This window comes from Mesorhizobium sp. IMUNJ 23232, assembly GCF_044326205.1.
Classification (GTDB): Bacteria; Pseudomonadota; Alphaproteobacteria; order Rhizobiales; family Rhizobiaceae; genus Kumtagia.
This window is the reverse complement of record NZ_JBIRCY010000001.1, coordinates 163,045-181,397: the sequence shown is the minus strand read 5'-3', so window position 1 is coordinate 181,397 and position 18,353 is coordinate 163,045. Positions and strand designations below refer to the sequence as shown.

General features: G+C 64.5%; 14 protein-coding genes and 1 riboswitch. Of the genes, 5 read left to right on the top strand and 9 right to left on the bottom strand.

What is annotated here, in order from left to right:
• Nucleotides 1-25: 25 nt before the first annotated feature.
• Nucleotides 26-1,840, bottom strand: coding sequence for an ABC-F family ATP-binding cassette domain-containing protein (locus ACH196_RS00850; RefSeq protein ID WP_396644098.1), 1,815 nt, complete (start codon nucleotides 1,838-1,840; stop codon nucleotides 26-28).
• Between the two features lie 10 nt (nucleotides 1,841-1,850).
• Nucleotides 1,851-2,492, bottom strand: a complete 642-nt coding sequence (locus tag ACH196_RS00845) for a thiamine diphosphokinase (protein ID WP_396644097.1) — start codon at nucleotides 2,490-2,492, stop codon at nucleotides 1,851-1,853.
• Between the two features lie 85 nt (nucleotides 2,493-2,577).
• Nucleotides 2,578-2,694, top strand: a riboswitch (TPP riboswitch).
• Between the two features lie 42 nt (nucleotides 2,695-2,736).
• Between ACH196_RS00845 and thiB the strand changes: the two genes are divergently transcribed.
• The 4 genes from thiB to ACH196_RS00825 all read left to right on the top strand — a co-directional run bounded on the left by thiB (nucleotide 2,737) and on the right by ACH196_RS00825 (nucleotide 8,062).
• The gene (gene thiB / locus ACH196_RS00840) at nucleotides 2,737-3,744 is read left to right on the top strand and encodes a thiamine ABC transporter substrate binding subunit (RefSeq protein WP_396644096.1); all 1,008 of its coding nucleotides are present in this window, start codon (nucleotides 2,737-2,739) and stop codon (nucleotides 3,742-3,744) included.
• Nucleotides 3,745-4,067: 323 nt separating this feature from the next.
• The gene (gene thiP / locus ACH196_RS00835; protein WP_396644095.1) at nucleotides 4,068-5,681 is read left to right on the top strand and encodes a thiamine/thiamine pyrophosphate ABC transporter permease; all 1,614 of its coding nucleotides are present in this window, start codon (nucleotides 4,068-4,070) and stop codon (nucleotides 5,679-5,681) included.
• The gene (gene thiQ, locus ACH196_RS00830; RefSeq protein WP_396644093.1) at nucleotides 5,678-6,433 is read left to right on the top strand and encodes a thiamine ABC transporter ATP-binding protein; all 756 of its coding nucleotides are present in this window, start codon (nucleotides 5,678-5,680) and stop codon (nucleotides 6,431-6,433) included. Before thiP ends, thiQ begins: the two co-directional genes overlap by 4 nt.
• A gap of 198 nt (nucleotides 6,434-6,631) precedes the next feature.
• Nucleotides 6,632-8,062, top strand: coding sequence for a M48 family metalloprotease (locus ACH196_RS00825; protein WP_396644091.1), 1,431 nt, complete (start codon nucleotides 6,632-6,634; stop codon nucleotides 8,060-8,062).
• 67 nt (nucleotides 8,063-8,129) lie between these two features.
• Here the strand turns inward: ACH196_RS00825 and ACH196_RS00820 are convergent, their stop codons facing one another.
• The 5 genes from ACH196_RS00820 to ACH196_RS00800 all read right to left on the bottom strand — a co-directional run bounded on the left by ACH196_RS00820 (nucleotide 8,130) and on the right by ACH196_RS00800 (nucleotide 14,797).
• Nucleotides 8,130-8,984, bottom strand: coding sequence for an RNA polymerase factor sigma-32 (locus tag ACH196_RS00820; protein WP_396644090.1), 855 nt, complete (start codon nucleotides 8,982-8,984; stop codon nucleotides 8,130-8,132).
• 287 nt (nucleotides 8,985-9,271) lie between these two features.
• Nucleotides 9,272-9,850 carry a CarD family transcriptional regulator gene (locus ACH196_RS00815; protein ID WP_396644088.1) on the bottom strand — a complete coding sequence of 193 codons (579 nt, stop codon included), beginning with the start codon at nucleotides 9,848-9,850 and terminating at the stop codon, nucleotides 9,272-9,274.
• A gap of 359 nt (nucleotides 9,851-10,209) precedes the next feature.
• Nucleotides 10,210-10,548, bottom strand: a complete 339-nt coding sequence (fdxA, locus tag ACH196_RS00810; protein ID WP_349006189.1) for a ferredoxin FdxA — start codon at nucleotides 10,546-10,548, stop codon at nucleotides 10,210-10,212.
• A gap of 161 nt (nucleotides 10,549-10,709) precedes the next feature.
• Nucleotides 10,710-11,090, bottom strand: coding sequence for an RNA-binding S4 domain-containing protein (locus ACH196_RS00805; RefSeq protein ID WP_396644086.1), 381 nt, complete (start codon nucleotides 11,088-11,090; stop codon nucleotides 10,710-10,712).
• Nucleotides 11,090-14,797, bottom strand: coding sequence for a helicase-related protein (locus ACH196_RS00800; protein ID WP_396644084.1), 3,708 nt, complete (start codon nucleotides 14,795-14,797; stop codon nucleotides 11,090-11,092). Before ACH196_RS00800 ends, ACH196_RS00805 begins: the two co-directional genes overlap by 1 nt.
• A gap of 435 nt (nucleotides 14,798-15,232) precedes the next feature.
• Between ACH196_RS00800 and aqpZ the strand changes: the two genes are divergently transcribed.
• Entirely contained in the window at nucleotides 15,233-15,922 is a 690-nt protein-coding gene (aqpZ, locus tag ACH196_RS00795) for an aquaporin Z (protein WP_396644083.1), read from the top strand.
• Between the two features lie 152 nt (nucleotides 15,923-16,074).
• Here aqpZ and ACH196_RS00790 read toward each other — a convergent pair whose 3' ends face one another.
• Together ACH196_RS00790 and ACH196_RS00785 are read right to left on the bottom strand one after the other, a co-directional pair.
• Nucleotides 16,075-16,797 (bottom strand): beta-ketoacyl-ACP reductase, encoded by a 723-nt coding sequence (locus tag ACH196_RS00790; RefSeq protein ID WP_396644081.1) that lies wholly within the window; start codon nucleotides 16,795-16,797, stop codon nucleotides 16,075-16,077.
• A 376-nt stretch (nucleotides 16,798-17,173) separates the two neighbouring features.
• Nucleotides 17,174-18,352, bottom strand: a complete 1,179-nt coding sequence (locus ACH196_RS00785; RefSeq protein ID WP_396644080.1) for an acetyl-CoA C-acetyltransferase — start codon at nucleotides 18,350-18,352, stop codon at nucleotides 17,174-17,176.
• Nucleotide 18,353: the final 1 nt, after the last annotated feature.

Sequence of the window (18,353 nt, the reverse complement as noted above, 5' to 3'; positions counted from 1 at the left end):
GCGGGCCTGGGCAGGCCGCAGCACGTCAGCCTTCCATTTCCTCGCGCAGCATTTCGAGTTCCAGCCATTCGTCCTCCATCGCCTTGAGCGTCGAGCGCTCCTTGTCCAGCGCGGCGATGGTTTTCTGGAAGCCACCGGGATCGCGGGTATAGAAGGCCGGGTCGGAGATACGGTCCTCCAGCGCGGAGATCGAGGCCGCGACGGCCTCCATCTTCTTCGGCAGGTTCTCCAGCGCGAATTTCTGCTTGAAGGAGAGTTTTTGCGCCGGCGCCTTTGACGACGGCTGCGCGGGCTCGGGCTTCGGCATGGAACTGCCGTCCGGCCTGGCATCCTTGCGGCGGTCCGCCAGCTTCGTGCCGCCGCGCTGCGCCAGCATGTCGGAATAGCCGCCGGCATATTCGATCCAGCGCCCGCCGCCGTCCGGGGCGATGATGCCGGTGACGGTGCGGTCGAGGAAGTCGCGGTCGTGGCTGACCAGAAGCACCGTGCCGGCATAACCCGCCACCAGTTCCTGCAGCAGGTCGAGCGTCTCCATGTCGAGGTCGTTGGTCGGCTCGTCCAGCACCAGCAGGTTGGAGGCACGGGCCAGCACACGCGCCAGGATCAGCCTGGCCCGCTCGCCGCCGGAAAGCTCGCGGATCGGAGTGCGCGCCTGCTCCGGCTTGAACAAAAAGTCCTTCATGTAGGAGACGACGTGTTTCTCCTCGCCATTGACGACGAGGTTGTCGCCGCGACCGTCGGTGAGGAAATGCGAGAGCGTCTCGTCGGGATCGACCGCGCGCTTCTGGTCGAGCGTGGCGATCTCCAGATTTGCGCCGAGCCGGATCGAGCCGCTGTCCGACGCAAGCTCGCCGGTCAGCATCTTCAACAACGTCGTCTTGCCGGCGCCGTTCGGCCCGACCAGGCCGATCCGCGCGCCGCGGGCGATGCGGGTCGAGAAATTGTCGACGACGACGAGGTCGCCGTAGCGCTTGCCGATGCCCTTGGCCTCTATGACCAGTTTCCCGGATTCCGAAGCGTCCGTCGCAGCCAAATTGACGAGGCCCTCCGGGCCGCGATGGCTGCGCAGGCGCTGGCGCATGTCCTGCAAATCGCCCAGCCTTCGCATGTTGCGTTTGCGCCGCGCGGTGACGCCATAGCGCAGCCAGTGCTCCTCGCGCACGATCTGCCGCGCCAGCTTGTGCTGGTCGCGTTCCTCTTCCTCCAGCACCGTGTCGCGCCAGGCCTCGAAATGCGCAAAACCCCGGTCCAGCCGGCGTGTCTGGCCACGGTCCAGCCAGACGGTGGCGCGGCTGACACGCTCGAGGAAACGGCGGTCGTGCGAGATGACGATGACGGCGGAACTGGAGCGGTTGATCTCGTCCTCCAGCCATTCGATGGTTTCGAGGTCGAGATGGTTGGTCGGCTCGTCGAGCAGCACGATGTCCGGCTGCGGCGCCAGCACGCGGGCAAGGGCGGCACGCCGCGCCTCGCCGCCAGAGAGGTTTTCCGGCTCCTCCTCGCCCGTCAGGCCGAGGTTTTCCATCAGGTAGGTGGCGCGATACGGGTCGTCGGCCGGCCCGAGGCCGGATTCGACATAGGCCCGCACCGTGGCAAAACCCTCCATGTCGGGGATCTGCGGCAGATAGCGGATCGTCGCCGAAGGCTGGCGGAACACCTCGCCGTCCTGCGGCTCGATCAGCCCGGCGGCGATCTTCAGCAGCGTCGATTTTCCCGACCCATTGCGGCCGACCAGCGCGATGCGGTCGCCGGCCGAGGCCGACAAGGCCGCACCGTCGAGCAAGGGCGTGCCGCCGAAGGTCAGGCGGATGCCGTCGAGGGCAAGCAGCGGAGGAGCCATGTCGGTCTTTCTATTCCTGTCCGGCCGGTTGCGGATGAACGATCAGCATGGCGCGGCCGCCCCGCACGGTGACTTGCATAAGTCCATCGGTCTCGTTGGAGATCGTCCATGACGAGCCGAAAGGCACCTCGACATCGTGCAGCGGCCATTTGGCGCCGGTCACCGTCAGGCCCGAGAGTTCCGAGAACGCGATGACGCTGAACAAGGTATTGTTCGGATAGGAGAATTCGGACCTGCCACTGAGCGGAAACCCCTCCTGCGTGCCGCTGGTCAGGACGACCGGGATTCCCTTCTCCGCCAGGCGGATGGCCAGCGTCAGATGCAGGAATTCGTGGTCGCTGCGCGTGCCCCCGAAGGCGCCGACCAGCAGCAGCGAGGTGGCGCCCAGCGATAGCGCAATGTCGGCGGCAAGCTCGCCGTCCGTCTTGTCCTTTTCGCGCGGAAAACCCTGGCGCTGGACCGCCTTCAGATGATCCGGCAGCGTCTCCGGCTCGGAATCGAAATCACCCACCCACAGTTCCGGCACGATGCCGAGGACCGCCGCGTGCTTCATTCCCGCGTCGGCCGCAATGACGCGCGATCCCGCGACCCGGCGCGCGACGGCGGGCGTGGGAAAAAGATCGCCGCCAAGCAGGATGGTGAAAAGGCTCATGCGGCAGGGCTCTATCACGGCGATAGCGGAAAACGGAAGCCGACAAAGCCGCTTGCGCGCATGCGCCGCCGGGCCTATGGTCCGCCCCGCTCTAACGGGGTGCCGGCTGCGGGAGATCGCTGACCGGCTGAGAGGCAGACGTCGCCAACCCGCTGAACCTGATCCGGCTCGTACCGGCGGAGGGATTAGAAGCGATCGGACAGTCCGGCGCCCATTCCCTTCAATTCAAACGATGGAGGCGCCGATGCGCGTGATTTCGACTGTTCTGTTCCCGGCCCTGCTGCTCGCTGCCGGCCTTTCGCCCGCCGCCGCGCAGGAAAAAACCCTCACCGTCTACACCTATGAGAGCTTCACCGCCGAATGGGGGCCCGGCCCGCAGGTGGAAAAGGCTTTTGAAGCCGAATGCGGCTGCGACCTCAAATTCGTCGGCGTGGCCGACGGCGTCGCCCTGCTCAACCGCGTGAAGCTGGAAGGCGTGGGCACCAAGGCCGACATCGTGCTCGGCCTCGACACCAACCTGACCGCCGACGCCAAGGCTACCAGCCTGTTCGCCCCGTCGGGCGTCGATACGTCCGCCGTCAATGTGCCCGGCGGCTGGAGCGACGACACTTTTGTGCCCTTCGACTACGGCTACTTCGCAGTCATCTACGATTCCGAAAAGCTGGCTAATCCGCCGAAGAGCCTGCACGAACTCGTGGACGGAGACCCGGCCCAAAAAATCGTCATCCAGGATCCGCGCACCGCGACACCTGGGCTCGGCCTGCTTCTGTGGGTGCGCTCGGTCTATGGCGACGAGGCGCCTGCGGCCTGGGCGAAGCTCAGGAAGCGCGTGCTGACCGTCACGCCGGGGTGGAGCGAGGCCTACGGCCTGTTCACCAAGGGCGAGGCGCCGATGGTGCTGTCCTACACCACCTCGCCAGCCTACCACATCGTCGCGGAGGGCACCGAGAAGTACAAGGCCGCGCCGTTTTCCGAAGGTCACTACCTGCAGGTCGAGGTGGCAGGGATGACGACGGTCGGCGCCGCCAACCCGCTGGCAAAACAGTTCCTCGCCTTCATGACCGGCCCGAAATTCCAGGACGTCATTCCCGAGACCAATTGGATGTTCCCGGCGGGGAAGACCGACAAGCCGCTCAACGCCGCCTTCGACACGCTGGTGAAGCCGGAAAAGACGCTGATCTACAGTTCGGACGAGGTCGAGAAGAGCCGCAAGGCCTGGGTCGACGAGTGGCTGGCGGCGATGAGCGAGTAAGCCGTATCCGCTAGTCGTCCAAGTGGTCGTTCCTTCGCACCCCCCTCTGTCCTGTCGGACGCCCTTCGCTTTCGCTCCGGGCGCTCGTCGTTCGAAAAGCCAAATCTTTGGCTTTTCGTCCGCTTCGCGGACCACTCCTCACCCCCCGCAAGGGGGGAGATTGGCAGCTTCAGCGAAGCTGCCCGTTCTGCAACGTTGGCGATTGGCGAAATCAGAGCGGCCGGCCAATCTCCCCCCTTGCGGGGGAGATGTCCGACAGGACAGAGGGGGGTGCGAAGGAAAGTTAGCTTCCAAGATTGTTCAACCATGTCCGAGGGCGCGTCGTGCCTGAAACGCACAAGCCCGACCGCCGCGTCCTTGCCGGCATTACAGCCCTCGCCGGCATAGGTATCCTGATCGGTGGGGCGTTTCTCGGGCTCGTTCTCGAAGGTTTTGGCGACTGGACGGGCGCCATCGCCGCCTTCGACGGCTATCTGCTGCGCGTCATGCTGTTCACGTTATGGCAAGCGGTGCTGTCGACGCTGCTGTCGATTGCGCCGGCCATCCTGCTTGCCCGCGCGCTGTCGCGTCATCCCATATTCTCCGGTCGGGCCTTGATTCTCCGGCTGTTCGCGCTACCGCTGGCGCTGCCCGCGATCGTCGCCGCGCTGGGCCTGCTCGAACTGTTCGGCCGGGCCGGCTACCTTGCCGGCCCGCTCGGCCGGTTCACTGGCGGCAACTGGTCGGGCATTTATGGTCTTTCCGGCATCCTTGTCGCGCATGTCTTCTTCAACCTGCCGCTAGCCACAAGGCTCTTCCTCGAAGCGCTGAACACGGTGAGTTCCGACCAATGGCGGCTGGCGAGCCAGCTCGGCATGCGCGCCGTGCCGTCCTTCCGTTTCATCGAATGGCCGGTGCTGCGCGCCGCTCTTCCCGGCGTCGCCGGGCTGGTGTTCATGCTCTGCATCACCTCGTTTACGCTGGTGCTGACGCTCGGTGGCGGGCCACGTGCGACGACGTTGGAGGTCGCGATCTACCAGGCGCTGCGCTTCGACTTCGATCCGGCGCGCGCGGTGACCTTGACGGCCTTGCAGATCATACTGACCGTCGCTGCCGTCTTCGCGCTGTCGCGTCTTGGCGCCAACATGACCGGCGAAGCCAATCTCAGCATCGCGTCGCCGCGCCCGCCCGCAGCCGGCAAGGGCGAGACGGTATTCAATGCGATCCTGCTTGGAGCAGCGTTGCTTTTCGTCGCCGGGCCGCTGGTGGCTACTCTGATCTCAGGTCTGCAGGCCGACCTTGTCCGTCTTGCAGGAGAGACGACGGTGCAGAAGGCGACCGCTACCAGCATCGTGCTGGCGCTCGCAGCATCCTTCCTCTCCGTCGCCCTGGCCTGGTCGCTGGTCGCCGCCCGCCGGGCCCTGGCAATTGCTCGGCATTCCGGCTCGCTGCTTGAACGCGCAATGGACACCGGCGCGGGGTTCGTTCTTGTCGTGCCGCCGATCGTCATCGGTGCCGGCTGGTTCCTGCTGGTGCGCCACTATACCGACGTGTTTGCAATAGCCCCGGTGATGGTCGCCACCGTCAACGCCGTCATGGCGATGCCATTCGCCATCCGTGCCATCCGCCCCGCGCATGACGCGGCGGCGGAGCGCCACGACCGGCTGTGCGCGGCGCTTGGCCTCTTCGGCTGGACGCGACTGAAACTGATCGACTGGCCGGTGATGAAACGCGCTCTCGCCACGGCCGGCGCCTTCGCCATGGCTCTGTCGCTGGGCGATCTCGGCGTGGTCGCGCTGTTCGGCAGCGATTCCGTGCAGACGCTGCCGTACCTGCTTCTGGCGCGCATGGGCAGCTACCGCACCGCCGACGCCGCCGGTCTTGCACTGCTGCTCGGGTTGCTTTGCCTGGCGCTGATGATGATCGCCGACCGGTTCGGCAGGGAGCCCGTGCGATGAGGCAAGCCGGCATCCGCGTCGAAGGCGTGCGCTTCCGCTATCCGGAGATGGAGATGCGGTTCGATGTCGATATCCCGCCGGCGGCGATCACTGCGGTGATGGGGCCGAGCGGGTCGGGAAAATCGACGCTGCTCGACATCATCGCCGGCTTCCGGACGCCGGAGGCGGGGCGCGTGCTGATCGGCGATACGGACGTCACCAATCTGCCACCGGACCGCCGGCCGGTGTCGATGGTCTTCCAGGAAAACAACCTCTTCGCGCATCTAAGCGTGGAGAAGAATGTCAGCCTCGGCCGTTCGCCGTCGTTGAAACTGTCGCCGGGAGATCACCAGGCGATAGCCGAAGCCTTGCAGCGCACCGGCCTTGCCGGCAAGGAAAAACGGCTGCCGCGCGAACTTTCCGGCGGCGAGCGGCAGCGTGTGGCGATTGCCCGCGTGCTGGTCCGCAACCGCCCGGTGCTGTTGATGGATGAGCCATTTGCTGCGCTCGGCCCATCGCTGCGTGACGACATGATGGACCTGATCACGGCGTTGCAGGCCGAACGCGGCCTTACCGTCGTGCTGGTCACGCACCATCCCGAGGATGCGCGACGGGTGGCCGGCCATATGATATTCGTCGAAGATGGCAAGGTGGCCGGGGCAGGGCCAACTGCCGATTTCTTCCGCAAAACTGGACCGGCTGCGTTCCAGCGCTATATCGGTGAAGCAGGCTCTGCAGACGAATTGCCGAGAATCGCCCGGAAGCCGACATAATTGCGAGGCAGACGAGGCCTTGCTACCTTTCCGTCGTTGTGTTCGGAATGCGTATTGGCTAGCTGCGCAACGCTGGGAAGGCGAGATTCGCCTGCGGCCACAGAACGAGAGGAATCTGCCCTGCCGGACGTCCTGAACAGACGCGAAGTTTCGTATGCCTTCCTGCGTGCGAATGCCCGGCGTCTGGCGGCGCTGGCGATGATTGCGTTCCTGGCCGGTTGCGAGAGCTTTCCGAGCAGCGTCGAGGAATCGAATTTCCAGCCCTCGGACAAGCCGGTCACGGTCGACACCGTCACCCGCAACGACCGGCTGGCGGAATTGGCGCGTGCCCAGCATCCGCGCATTCTCGCCACCTATGGCGGTGAATATTCCGATCCGAAGCTGGAGCGGATGGTCGCAAAAGTGGTCGGCAGCCTGACCACCGTCTCGAACAATCCGACGCAGACCTACCGCATCACCATCCTCAATTCGCCCAACGTCAACGCCTTCGCGCTGCCGGGCGGCTACCTCTACGTGACGCGCGGCCTGCTGGCGCTGGCCAACGATTCCGCCGAGCTGGCGGCGGTGATCGCCCACGAGATGGGCCACGTCACCGCCAATCACGGGCTGGCGCGCCAGCAGAAGGAGGCCGAGGAGGTTCTCGCCACCAAGGTGGTCGGCGAGGTGCTCGGCGAGACGCCGACCGCCAAGGTGGCGCTGATCCGCGGCAAGCTCAGGCTCGCGCAATTCTCACGCAACCAGGAACTGGAAGCCGACGCGATCGGCATCAAGACCAGCGGGCTGGCCGGCTACGACCCTTATGCGGCGGCGCGCTTCCTGCAGTCTATGGCCGACTACAGCAATTTCCGCTCGATCAGCGGCGCCACCGATCCCAGCCTCGACTTCCTCGCCAGCCATCCCAACGCGCCGCAGCGCATCGAGCTTGCACGCATGCATGCCAGGCAGTTCGGCCAGCCGGGCACCGGCGCCACCGAGCGCGATTCCTTTCTGGCCGGCATCGATGGCCTGCTCTTCGGCGATACGCCGGAAGAAGGTTATGTGCGCGGCAGCACCTTCCTGCATCCGGGGCTCGGTATCTCGTTCTCGGTGCCGACGAATTTTGTCATCGACAACACAGCCGCTGCCGTCACGGCTACCGGACCGGGAGACGTGGCGATCCGCTTCGACGGGGTGACGCTCGACCGCAAGGTGTCGCTGCCCGATTATATCCGCTCCGGCTGGGTGACCGGCCTGGACGCCGCCAGCGTGCGCAGCGAGACGATCAACGGCAATGAGGCGGCGATCGCCAGCGCACGCGCCGAAGGCTGGCAGTTCGACATCACGGTCATCCGCGTCGGCGGTCAGGTCTACCGGCTGCTCACCGCCGCGCCGGTCGCCAATACGACCATCAACGTCATCGCGCGTTCCGTCGGCGGCAGCTTCAAGGCGCTGAGCGCCAGCGAGAAGGCTGCGCTGAAGCCGCTGCATGTGCGGGTCATTACGGTGAAGGCTGGCGACACCGTCGGCACGCTGTCGGCGAAGATGGTGGGAGTCGACCGCAAGCTCGACCTGTTCCGCCTGCTCAACGCACTGTCGCCGGTGGCGTCGGTGTCGGCCGGCGACAAGGTCAAGATCATCACGGATCAGTAAGTCGGCAAGCCACAGTGGTCATTCAGTGTGGCCGAAAGGTTGGGTCCAGGCGACCAGCGCTGCGTCGTCAGGCAAGAAAGGCCGAACTTCCGCTGACCAGCGCTACGCGCAGCTTCTCCAGCGCCCGGCTTTCGATCTGGCGCACGCGCTCCTTGGAAATGCCCAGCGCCTCGCCGAGTGATTCCAGCGTGGCGCCCTCATCCTGCAACCTGCGCTCCGCGATGATCTGCCGCTCGCGGTCGTTGAGCACGCCAAGCGCCTTGTGCAGCCAGCCGGAGCGGCGTTCCACGTCGATCGTCTCGCCGACTATCTCGTCCGGCAGCGGCGCGTCGGAAATCAGGAAATCCATCCGGTCCGCCGATCCGGAGCCCTCGTCGTTCATCGGCGCGTTCAGCGAGGAATCCGGGCTGGAAAGCCGCGAATCCATCAGCGCCACATCGGCTTCCGAAACACCAAGCTCGGACGAGATCTCCTTGTAGAGCGCCGGGCCGGTCAGCATGTTATCACCTCTGGCGAGCCGCGCCCGCAGCCGCCGCAGATTGAAGAACAGCGCTTTCTGCGCTGAACTGGTGCCGCCGCGCACGATCGACCAGTTGCGCAGGATGTAGTCCTGCATCGAGGCGCGTATCCACCAGGTGGCATAGGTAGAGAAGCGGACTTCGCGCTCCGGTTCGAAGCGGGCTGCGGCCTCGAGCAGGCCGACATGGCCTTCCTGGATGAGATCACCCATGGAAAGGCCGAAATGCCGGAACCGCGACGCCATCGAGATCACCAGCCGCATATGGGCGACGGTGATGCGATGCATGGCGTCCTGATCGTGATTGTTGCGCCATCGCTGGGCGAGTTCCAGTTCTTCAGCGCGCTCGAGATATGGCGCGGCCATAGCCGCGTTGATCATCGACCTTCTGGCTTTGTCATCCATGACTGTTGTCCCGAACAAGGGCCCCGTCCCGGAAAATCTAAAACCGGCAAAGTGGGAAGGTCACGGGCAACGACAATGACGATAGCGTGATCCGCACGCACGGATGCCGTCCCGGAGACTTCAACGCTCCGCAGTTGCTGCAAAACGCGGGGTCTCCGGGATGGTTCCGGCGGGAGTCGCACGACTTTGTGAATTGCCGGAGTGGTTCGCGCGAGTTGTCGATCGTTCGGAAAACAAAAAACCCGGCGCGAGGCCGGGTTTTTCGAGTTTGGTAGGAAAGGCGCCGTTCAGGCAGCCTCTTCCTGCTCGGCTTCCTCATTGTCGGCCTTCGCGCCGCGCTTCGGACCCTTTGCAAGGTTGGTCTCGATCATGCGGACGGCCTCGGTCTCCGACACGCGGTTCACCGCGGCGATCTCGCGCGCCATGCGATCCAGGGCCGCCTCATAGAGCTGGCGCTCGGAATAGGACTGCTCCGGCTGGTTCTCGGCGCGATAGAGGTCGCGCACCACCTCGGAGATGGAGATCAAGTCGCCGGAATTGATTTTCTGATCGTATTCCTGCGCACGGCGCGACCACATGGTGCGCTTGACGCGGGCGCGGCCCTGCAGGACTTTCAGAGCGCGCTCGACATAATCGGTCTCCGACAGCTTGCGCATGCCGATGGCGGTCGCCTTGGCGACCGGCACCTTGAGGCGCATCTTGTCCTTGGCGAAATCGATGACGAAGAGTTCGAGCTTGTGACCGGCGACTTCCTGCTCGTCGATCGACACGATCTGGCCAACGCCGTGCGCCGGATAGACGATGAACTCCCCGCTCTTGAACCCGTGACGGACCGGGGACTTCTTCTGCACTTGTGTCGTTGCCATTACGCCCTGAACTCCTGTTGCGCCGCCGGCACTCCGTGCCGGCCGACAATTGGATCGGCCTTTTCGCCGAACGAGAGCCGCCAGAGACAGCACGAGCCCCTCCGGAAAAGCCCGAGCCGGGGTAATGCCTAAACGGCAAAACCCAGCCCAAGTTGCCTTGGCCGGATGAGAACTACACCTTTCAGTGGTAGAGGCTCTTCGCCATTAAACGACGACGTGTCTGCGGCATGTTTTTATGGGGTAGCATAAAAACGGGCAAGAATCAAGAATTTACTGCACCCGCGAAGAGAGGCGCCAGCGCAAGGCCTTTCGCCCGCACTCCAGCCACATCTCAAAAACGTCCGGCCGAGGGTCTTGTATCAGTCGCCTTCGCCGGGTTCCGGCGAAAAATACTTCTCCAGCTTGTTCTCCACCCCGTCGAACTCCTTGGCGTCCGGCGGCTCGTCCTTCTTGGTGGTGATGTTCGGCCATTTGACCGAATATTCAGTGTTGAGCTTCAACCACTTGTCCAGCCCGGGCTCAGTGTCGGGCTTGATGGCGTCGGCCGGGCATTCGGGCTCGCACACGCCGCAATCGATGCACTCGTCGGGATGGATGACGAGCATATTCTCGCCTTCATAGAAGCAGTCGACCGGACAGACCTCGACGCAGTCCATGTACTTGCACTTGATGCAGTTGTCGGTGACGAGGTAGGTCATAGCGAGGCTCCGGCGGCTTGCCGCTCATCGGTCAGGCGTGACGTAATTCCTTTGCCGCACGCTGGCAAGGGTCAGCTTTGCGCTGCTAAGCCGCAGGGCGGAATGGCGTTTCGGATCATGTGGCAGACTAGGCACGAATCATTCCATCCGACCGCATCGGTTCAGGAGTCATCGCGCAGCCGATCGGTCTGCCGCCGCTCCTTTTTGGTGGGGCGGCCGCTGCCGATGTCGCGGACGGCGGGAAGCGCGTCCGGGAGGGATTTCTCGCTCACGGATGGCGGCGAGAGATCCTCGTAGAGCGTGCGGGCTTCTTCGGCAGGGCCACGCCTATTGCCCGGCGCAAGCACCTTGTAGACCAGGATGCGGCGTTCGAGCGTGATGGTCAGCGTGTCGCCGATCTGCACCAGGTCGGAAGCCTTGTCGGTCTTTTCGCCGTTGATCCGCACGCGGCCCGCCTGCGCGAGCTTGGCGGCGAGCGAGCGGGATTTGACGACGCGCGCGAAAAACAGCCACTTATCAATACGTTGCCGTGTCTCGGCCATTACTTCTTGAGCTGGTCGCGCAAGGCCGCGAGTTTTGCAAAGGGCGAGTCCGGGTCGAAACGAACCGGACGTTCTTCGCGCGGCTTGGCCTGGAAGGCGGGCTTGCCGCCGTCCTTGTTGCGATGATCTGACCGGTTTCCGCTATCCTGGCGGTCCCCGCGATCCGACCGGTTGCCATCCGCTTGCGGACGGTTGCCGTCGGGCTTGCCCTTGAACCGGCTGCGATCGAATTTCGGTTTGTTTCCAGGACGTTGATCGGATTGGCGCTGGTCACCGGCGGGCGCTCCATGCGGGCGGTCGCGCCTGGGACCACGAGCGTCGCGCTGGCCTTCCGGTATCGAGCCTTCTGGCCGTTGGCCATCCCGCCGCGGGCCATCGTGCCTCTGGTGGTCTCCGCGAGGCTGTCCATCCCGTTGCGGGCGATTGCGGTCGCCATGGCGATGATGTCGTGGGCGCTCGAAACGGGCAGGACGCCACAAAAGCAATGGCTTAGGCTCCTCGACGGGCGTTTCGGAGGAAGCTTCGGCAGGGGCTTCGAACGCTGTTCCGGAAGATGCATGAACTTCGGAAGAATCGGGCTTTTCAATCACTTCGCCGGAAGTTGAGGACGCATCCTCCTGAATCGCTTCAAAGGAAGCCGTTTTTTCCGGCTCCGGCGCCGCATCCTCAGTGACCGCGCTTTCCGATTGGGGCTTTGGCGTTGATGCTTCTACAGCCTGCGCGGACTCGGCTTCGGTCGCCGCGGCAATCTCTCTATCCGCCGACGCGGTTATGGTCTCGTCGCCTGCCGTTTCACCGAGGGCCTCATCGGTTGCCGCCTCTTCTACGGCGGCTGCCACTTCACCGGCATGCTGGTCGCCAGCTTCGCTTGCCACCACGGTCTCCGGGGCAGTGCTGGGAAAAGCGTCGTCCTCAGCGGCCGAAAGCGATTCGGACTGGTCCGTTTCAGCAGAGGCAACGGTCTCGGTCGTATCGGCGGCTTCCGCCAAGGCTGGCGACTCAGTTGCAGCGGTCTCGGTGCCCGGGAAAGACTCGACCGCGGTGACCGTTTCGGCTGCCGCGGCTGCATCCGTTCCGGCCGTGACAGCGGCGTCGTCGCTTGCAGCCTGCTCGGCGGCGGCCCGTTCGGCAGCAGCCGCCTTTTCGGCAGCGGCGGCTTCCTGCGCGGCGGCGCGGTCGGCGGCGGCCTTGGCGACGGCTTCTCGGGCGGCAAGGTCAAGTGCTTCGAGGCGCGCCTTGACGTCCGCCTGCGGTTTCGGTTCGGAGCGGTAGCCGAGGCCCTTCAGAATGTCCTCGATGTCCTCGCCGGTTGCGCCGAGGATCGACATCATCGCCGGTGTGACCAGGAAGGCGCTGCCGTCGAAGGCGCCGTCGGGGCGCAGGCCCGTGCCGGGCTTCCACGACAGGGCAGGGCGGATCAGGTCGGCCAGCCGCTCCAGAATGTCGACGCGCACGGCGCGGCGGCCGAGGATGCGGAAGCCGGCAAGCGCGTAGAACGCCTTGTCGAATACGGCGTTGACCAGCACGGAGGTTCGGCCGGCGGCCAGCATGTGGACGATATCGCCGAAACCGGGCTTGTCCTTGCCGTCGTTCTTCAGCGACCAGAGCAGCGTGATGATGCTGGCCGGCGCCGGCTTGATGAGGGCCGGAACGAAGATGTGGTAGGCGCCGAACCGCACGCCGAGCCGGCGGAGCGCGGCGCGGCCTTCCTGGTCGAGCGATTTCACTTCGTCGGTGATGTCGCGGCGGTTGATCAATCCAAACTGCTCGACCAGCCGGAATGCGATGCCGCGGGCGATACCGGTCAGTTGATCGGCCTGCTTCAAATCGATCAGCGGCTTGAGAAGAGTCTCGATCTGGAACGTCACGAAACGCTCGGCACGGGCGACGACCTTGTCGCGCGCCGGTCCTGTCAGTTGTTCGTCGGCGAGCAGGATGACACGCGGCTTCAGCGCGTCCTCGGTGGCGGCCAGCGTGCCGATGGGCGCGCCGATCCAGCGTAAAATGCCGTCGGACGCCAGCGCGATGTCGTGGTTGCCGCAAAGCGCGAACTTTTCAGCACGCGCCTCGAACTCGGTGGCAAGCGCTTTCTGCGCGGCGGCGCGGACCGCCTTGGCGTCCTCGCCGCCGGCGCTCTGGTCGGCGGTGAAGCGGAAGCCCTGCAGGTCGCCGACATGGTGGCCTTCGACATTCACGGTCCCGGACGGGTCTATCTCGGCTTCAAGCATGGTATTTTCTCTAAGGCGCCGCATGAGCACGGATGTCCTGCGATCAACGAAGCGTTTCGTCAACCGCTCATGCAGCGCATCCGACAATCTGTTCTCGATCTCGCGCGTTTTTTCCTGCCAGTGCAGCGGATCGGCCAGCCAGCCGGGCCGGTTCGATACATAGGTCCAGGTACGGATCTGGGCGATGCGGTTGGACAGCGTGTCGATGTCGCCGTCGGTGGAATCGGCGCGGCGCACCTGCTCGGCCATGTAATCCTCGTCGACATGGCCGCGCCGGGCGATGTCGGTGTAGATCGAGCCGACAAGCTCGGAATGCTGGGCGGGCGCGATGCGGCGATAGTCGGGCAGCGAGCAGACGTCCCACAACAGCGCCACACGCTGGCGTCCGACCGCCAGCCGCTGGATGTCGGGATCGCGGGCAAGCTGCTCCAGCGCACGGGCATCGACGGCGGGCAAGGCGCGCGTCAGCCCCTCGACCGGCGTCGGCGTCTCGATCGAATGACGCAGCGCATCAAGGCTGGAAAAATCGAAATGCGCGGTGCGCCATTGCAGCACCTTCACTGGCTCGAAATCATGGCCCTCGATCTTTTCGACCAGATCGTCGTCGAGCGGATCGACCTGGCCGGTGACGCCGAACGTGCCGTCGCGCAGATGCCGGCCTGCGCGGCCGGCGATCTGGCCGAGTTCAGCGGCGGTCAGCGGGCGATACTGGTATCCGTCGAATTTTCGGTTCTGGGCGAAGGCGACGTGGTCGACATCGAGATTGAGCCCCATGCCGATCGCGTCGGTGGCGACGAGGTAATCGACGTCTCCCGACTGGTAGAGCGCTACCTGGGCGTTTCTGGTGCGTGGGCTGAGAGCTCCCAGCACCACGGCCGCGCCGCCGCGCTGGCGTCGGATCAGTTCGGCTATGGCGTAGACTTCGTCGGCAGAGAAGGCGACCACCGCCGAGCGGCGCGGCAGACGGGTGAGTTTTTTCGACCCGGCATAAGCTAGATGCGACAGGCGGGGACGGGTGACCACCGATATGCCGCGCAGCAGTTTTTCGAGGATGCCGCGCATGGTGGCGGCGCCGAGCAGCAGCGTCTCCTGCCTTCCGCGCAGATGCAGGATGCGGTCGGTAAAGATGTGGCCGCGCTCAAGGTCGCCGGCGAGCTGGATTTCGTCGATGGCGACGAAGGCGGCGTCGGTCTCGCGCGGCATCGCCTCGACGGTGCAGACCGAATAGCGCGCACCGGCCGGCGTGATCTTCTCCTCGCCGGTGACCAGCGCGACCTTGTTCGCCCCGACCTTTTCGCAGACGCGGCCATAGACCTCGCGCGCAAGCAGCCGGAGCGGCAGGCCGATGACGCCGCTTTCATGGGCGACCATGCGCTCGATGGCGAGATGGGTTTTGCCGGTGTTGGTCGGCCCCAAAACGGCGGTCACATCGCGCCCGGAGAGGATCAGCGGGTCGTTTCTGGTCTGGTGAAGATTCATTGGATCGGAAATCGGCCCTTCGGCTGGACTGCGCCGCGACGTTCAGCGGTGCCTTGCGCACGGAGTTTCAACATGCCGGCCATCCGGAGACAAATAGGGACTTCCGTGCCGGAGGGGAAGCGCAATGTTCTACGTCAATCGCCATGGAGCCGCGGCGCGTGCTCCCGTCCTCAGGAACGTCCCGGCGCGGCTGATCCGCGGAACGAGTCTGGAACGAAACGGCGACGAATCGCTGACTCGGCCTGATTCAGGGTTTGTTCCCTTGGGCCGTGGCCAGCTCTTTTAGGCTATCCTGTTGATCCTGAATCCAAAATCGATTCCACGGAATCCCCTCGTTGGTACGCGCAAAACGTGCAGTTGGACCGAGCGCAACCGCTGTTTTTTGCACGAAACCAGCGATAGAGTGTGAGTCGTGGTCAAGGAGGGAATTTTGCCATGTCGAAGCGACTGATCGCTGAATTTATCGGTACATTCTGGCTTGTGTTGGGTGGTTGCGGCAGCGCGGTGCTGGCCGCAGGTTTTCCGGAGTTGGGAATCGGGTTCCTGGGCGTCGCCCTGGCGTTCGGATTGACCGTGCTGACGATGGCCTATGCGGTGGGCGGCATCTCCGGCGGGCATTTCAATCCGGCGGTCACCGTCGGCCTGTTCACCGGCGGCCGGTTCGAGGCCAAGGACGTCATTCCCTACATCATCGCGCAGGTGGTGGGGGCGATCGTGGCGGCGATCGTTCTCTACGCGATCGTCAGCGGCAAGGCGGACTTTGCCGGCGTCGGCGGCTTCGCCTCCAACGGCTATGGCGACGCGTCGCCCGGCAAATATTCGCTGCTCTCCGGCCTGATCACGGAAATCGTGCTGACGTTCATCTTCCTGTTCGTCATCCTGCGCGTCACCTCCGGCGACGTTCCCGCCGGTTTCGCGCCGATCGCCATCGGCCTGGCGCTGACGCTGATCCACCTTATCTCGATCCCGGTGACCAACACCTCGGTCAACCCTGCCCGCTCGACCGGCGTGGCGCTGTTCGCCGAAGGCCCGGCGCTGGCGCAGCTCTGGCTGTTCTGGGTCGCCCCGCTGATCGGCGGCGCGCTGGCCGGCATCGTGCATTCGGCGCTGTTCGAGAAGAAGTAATGCGTCAGGCTGACGCCTGATTCAAAGGCAGGCGAGACGGCGGCGTTCGATGCGCCGTCGTTTTGTTTTATAACGTTCAGTGGAATTGCGGCGCGACCAAGAACGATCATGCGACGGGCTCATCCGTCGCATCGATCCGTCTGCCGACGCGGTCAGGTAATATACTGCCCGCCATTGGCCGTCAGCGTCGAACCGGTGATGAAGCCGGCCTCGTCGGAGGCGAGGAAGACGACGCAGCGGGCGATCTCGTCGGGCTCGCCGAGGCGGCCGACCGGGATTTGCGCCACGATCGATTCCCGTACCTTTTCCGGCACGGCCATCACCATGTCGGTGCCGATATAACCCGGCGCAATCACGTTGACGGTGATGCCGGCGCGAGCTCCCTCCTGGGCGAGCGCCTTGGTGAAGCCGATGTCACCGGCCTTGGCGGCGGAATAATTCGCCTGGCCCATCTGGCCCTTCTGGCCGTTGATGGAGGAAATAGTGATGACCCGCCCGAATTTGCGGTCGCGCATGCCGGTCCACAGCGGATGCGTCATGTTGAAGGCGCCGCTCAGATTTGTGTCGATGACCTCGCGCCATTGCTGCAGGGTCATCTTGTGAAACATGGAATCGCGGGTGATGCCGGCATTGTTGACCAGCACCTCGACCGGGCCGAGATCGGCCTCGACCTGTTTTATCCCGGCAACGCAGGCATCATAGTCGGCAACCGACCATTTGTAGGTCTTTATGCCGGTCTCGGCAGTGAATTTCTGCGCGGCTTCATCGTTGCCGGCGTAATTGGCGGCAACTTTATAGCCGGCGTTTTTCAAGGCGACGGAAATGGACGCGCCGATGCCGCGCGAGCCGCCTGTGACGAGTGCAACTCTGGTCATTTGTTCCTCTCCCTTTTTATTTGCTGCTTGCGTGATCGCGCACCTGCACAATGACTAGGTCGTATTCTGTTCCCCTGAATGCGGAAGGAACCCTGCTCAATTGCTCAACCGGATTCCATCCCTTCGGCATTTCTTTTGGGTCAAACCACTTGCAACCATTCAGAACCCAGTGCTTTCGGACAATATTGCAACCCTCAACACCGTCGTCCGAATATCCGAATTCGACGCCGCAGCACTCGCAGATGGCATGCGAGGGAATGCCGTCGGATCCCCAAGGCTCGAAAGGATAATGGTTCAGTCCGCAAACGCGACATCTGTACCGACCCGCGGTTTCCTCGAAGTCAAGGATGTTGTTGCTTTCCGGCAACGGCGACCGTCACAACGCCTCGACGCACATCGCGACACCCATGCCACCACCGATGCACAACGTGGCAAGACCCTTCTTCGCGCCGCGGCGGCGCATCTCGAAGACAAGTGTGTTGAAGACACGCGCGCCGGACGCGCCGATCGGATGGCCGATGGCAATCGCCCCGCCATTGACGTTGACGATATCGGGGTTCCAGCCCATGCCCTTGTTGACCGCGCAGGCCTGCGCGGCGAAAGCCTCGTTGGCCTCGACCAGATCGAGATTGCCGACCGACCAGCCGGCTTTTTGCAGCGCCTTCTGCGAGGCCGGGATCGGGCCGGTGCCCATCACGGCCGGGTCGACGCCGGCGGTCGCCCAGGAGACGATGCGGACCAGCGGCGTGATGCCACGGCGGGAGGCTTCCGCCTCCGTCATCAGCAGTGTGGCGGCGGCGCCGTCATTGAGGCCCGAGGCGTTGGCGGCGGTCACCGTGCCGTCCTTGTCGAAGGCCGGCCTCAGCTTCTGCATGGCGTCCAGCGTCGCGCCGTGGCGGATATATTCGTCGCTGTCGACGATGGTGTCGCCCTTGCGGCCGGGGACCGTGACCGCGACGATCTCGTCCTTGAATTTTCCTGCCTTCTGCGCGGCCTCCGCTTTGTTCTGCGAGCCAAGCGCGAACCGGTCCTGGTCGTCGCGGGTAATCTGGAACTGCTTTGCCACGTTCTCGGCGGTGTTGCCCATGTGGTAGCCGTTGAAGGCGTCCCACAACCCGTCCTTGATCATCGTGTCGATCAGCTTCAGGTCACCCATCTTGGTCCCGGCACGAAGATGCTGGCAATGGGCCGACAGCGACATCGATTCCTGGCCGCCGGCGATGATGATCTTGGCGTCGCCCGCCGCGATCTGCTGCATGCCGATGGCGATGGCGCGCAGGCCGGAGCCGCAGACCTGGTTCAAACCCCAGGCAGTGGCCTCCTTCGGCACGCCGGCGTTGATGGCGGCCTGCCGCGCCGGGTTCTGGCCCTGGCCGGCGGTCAGCACCTGGCCGAGGATCACTTCGTCGACTTCGCCGGCCTCGACGCCGGCGCGCGCCAGCACTTCCTTGACCACGACGCTGCCGAGGTCGTGCGCGGGGGTGGCGGCGAAGGCGCCGTTGAATGAGCCGACCGGAGTGCGGGCCGCGCTGGCGACGACGATGGCATCGGACATT

Coding starts and splice junctions, on each gene's coding strand:
- thiQ (WP_396644093.1), top strand. CDS start 5,678: ATGAGGCAAGCCGGCATCCGCGTCGAAGGCGTGCGCTTCCGCTATCCG.
- ACH196_RS00845 (WP_396644097.1), bottom strand. CDS start 2,492: ATGAGCCTTTTCACCATCCTGCTTGGCGGCGATCTTTTTCCCACGCCC.
- ACH196_RS00785 (WP_396644080.1), bottom strand. CDS start 18,352: ATGTCCGATGCCATCGTCGTCGCCAGCGCGGCCCGCACTCCGGTCGGC.
- ACH196_RS00825 (WP_396644091.1), top strand. CDS start 6,632: ATGATTGCGTTCCTGGCCGGTTGCGAGAGCTTTCCGAGCAGCGTCGAG.
- aqpZ (WP_396644083.1), top strand. CDS start 15,233: ATGTCGAAGCGACTGATCGCTGAATTTATCGGTACATTCTGGCTTGTG.
- fdxA (WP_349006189.1), bottom strand. CDS start 10,548: ATGACCTACCTCGTCACCGACAACTGCATCAAGTGCAAGTACATGGAC.
- ACH196_RS00805 (WP_396644086.1), bottom strand. CDS start 11,090: ATGGCCGAGACACGGCAACGTATTGATAAGTGGCTGTTTTTCGCGCGC.
- ACH196_RS00815 (WP_396644088.1), bottom strand. CDS start 9,850: ATGGCAACGACACAAGTGCAGAAGAAGTCCCCGGTCCGTCACGGGTTC.
- ACH196_RS00790 (WP_396644081.1), bottom strand. CDS start 16,797: ATGACCAGAGTTGCACTCGTCACAGGCGGCTCGCGCGGCATCGGCGCG.
- ACH196_RS00820 (WP_396644090.1), bottom strand. CDS start 8,984: ATGGATGACAAAGCCAGAAGGTCGATGATCAACGCGGCTATGGCCGCG.
- thiB (WP_396644096.1), top strand. CDS start 2,737: ATGCGCGTGATTTCGACTGTTCTGTTCCCGGCCCTGCTGCTCGCTGCC.
- ACH196_RS00800 (WP_396644084.1), bottom strand. CDS start 14,797: ATGAATCTTCACCAGACCAGAAACGACCCGCTGATCCTCTCCGGGCGC.
- ACH196_RS00850 (WP_396644098.1), bottom strand. CDS start 1,840: ATGGCTCCTCCGCTGCTTGCCCTCGACGGCATCCGCCTGACCTTCGGC.